This window comes from Chitinophaga ginsengisoli (assembly GCF_003014595.1).
In the GTDB taxonomy this organism is placed as follows: domain Bacteria; phylum Bacteroidota; class Bacteroidia; order Chitinophagales; family Chitinophagaceae; genus Chitinophaga; species Chitinophaga ginsengisoli.
Window position 1 is genome coordinate 1 of sequence record NZ_PYGK01000042.1, and the last position, 1,998, is coordinate 1,998.

Sequence of the window (1,998 nt, forward strand, 5' to 3'; positions counted from 1 at the left end):
CGATTGCGCTGTGCAAAGTCCGTGAGGTGGGGATTTTTTTTAGATGAAACACCTCGAAATTACCCGACAGGTAGCCAATCCTGTCCGACAAGGTCTAGTCAACCATCGGAAGCGAGTCTTGCGTAGTTGTCAGAGATGATGGCACGAAGCGTAGACAGCGACTGCTGAAGGTATGCTATTGAGCCTCGAAATGTTCCTGTATGTTGAAGCTTTAGTTGTTCGAAAAGCTAAAGCAACATCAAACCTGCGTTATAGACGAGTGGGGGCGATTCGACCGGGGTCTGAGAACATATCAAAGGCAGACTAGGGTGATACGGAAACACAGGAGAGCCTAACGTCTCCAAACGGAAATCGGTTTATAGGATTGACCGAACAAGAACAATCCCGGCTTACAAGGTTTGTATCGTCACCTTGTAAGCGCAAAGAAAAGGCGATATCGGGCGGTATCCGAGCCGAGAGAAATCGAAGGTAAGGAGAAGGACGAAGGCAGTCTTAGCATCCTCATAGTACCGTTAGAAGGGTGGGAAATCAGCTCTATGAAAGCCACTTAGTAGGGAAGGGGGATGTCTGTTTACGGAACTAGCATCTTAGCAACACTAAATGTACCAGAGACATGAAAGAAGTGTTAACAGTAGAGATGCAGATAGCGGCCCGGGCAAGGAAGTATCCGGGAGAAGCGCTGACTAACCTGCATGATTTTATTGACATCAGACTATTGCATGACTGCTTCGATTCCCTGAATAAGAAGGGGGCAAGCGGAGTAGATGCGGAGAAATGGACTGATTACAATAAACAAAGAAATGAGAGAATCCCCGAGTTATTGACGGCTTTTAGGAGCGGTAACTACCGTGCACCCAACATCCGGCGGGTATTTATACCTAAAGGAGATGGAAAGCTGCGTCCGCTAGGTCTTCCGACAGTGGAAGATAAACTGTTGCAGACGGCTGTATCGCGCGTCATGACGCCGATATATGAAGGGATATTCTATCATGAATCGTATGGATTTAGGCCGGGCAAATCCCAACACCAGGCAGTAGAACAACTGTCCAGAGAAGTGAGCATGAACCGGATGCGTTATATTATAGACGCAGACATGCAAAACTACTTTGGTAGCATAGATCATAGCTGCCTGCGTGAGTTCCTTGACCTAAAGATAAAAGATGGTGTGATAAGGAAAATGATAGACAAGTGGCTGAAGGCAGGTATACTTGAAAACGGTCAGGTCGTGTATCCCACGGAAGGTACTCCTCAGGGAGGTAGTATATCTCCGTTACTTAGTAACATTTACCTACACTATGTACTGGATACCTGGTTCAAAGATCAAATCCAGCGATTACTGAAGGATGACAGCTTTATGATCCGTTTTGCGGATGACTTTCTTCTTGGGTTTACCAACAAGGAAGATGCATTACGAGTGATGGGAGCTTTACCGAAGCGATTAAGTAAATACGGACTGACCCTTCACCCAGACAAGACCAGGTTAATAGACCTGGACGATGATGGAGTAGATCATCCCCGTACCACGTTTGACTTTTTAGGTTTTACTCACTATATAAGTAAAAGCCGAAATGGAAAACGTATCCTTAAGCGCAAAACAAGCAGTAAGAAACTGAATGCGGCTTTGAAGCGTCTGAGTGACTGGATCAAGTTCTATAGACACAAGCTACCTATAGCAGAACTTATAGAATCACTGAACCAGAAACTACGCGGCCACTATGCCTACTATGGTATAACATTCAATATCCGGAAGCTGCACACGTACTATAACCGGACTAAAAACTTACTCTATAAATGGCTAAACCATCGAGGAGGTAAGCGTGTCTGGACATGGGAAAAGATAAGGAAGCTAACGATGGAGTGGATACCCCTTGTAAGACCGAAGGTCTATCACAGCTATCAATTAGCGAAACCGTAGACAGAGGAACCGTATGCGGGAAATCCGCTCGTACGGGTCTGTGGGGGAGCGGGGAGGTAACGATCCGCTCTACCCGGAACCAA

The 1,998-nt window shown here is 46.1% G+C and carries 1 protein-coding gene; it reads left to right on the forward strand.

Features of this window, described 5'->3' with window-relative positions; all coding sequences use genetic code 11:
• Nucleotides 1-613 precede the first annotated feature (613 nt).
• Nucleotides 614-1,915 (forward strand): group II intron reverse transcriptase/maturase, encoded by a 1,302-nt coding sequence (gene ltrA, locus CLV42_RS33570; protein WP_106606320.1) that lies wholly within the window; start codon nt 614-616, stop codon nt 1,913-1,915.
• The last annotated feature ends 83 nt before the right edge of the window (nt 1,916-1,998 follow it).

Coding starts and splice junctions, on each gene's coding strand:
- ltrA (WP_106606320.1), top strand. CDS start 614: ATGAAAGAAGTGTTAACAGTAGAGATGCAGATAGCGGCCCGGGCAAGG.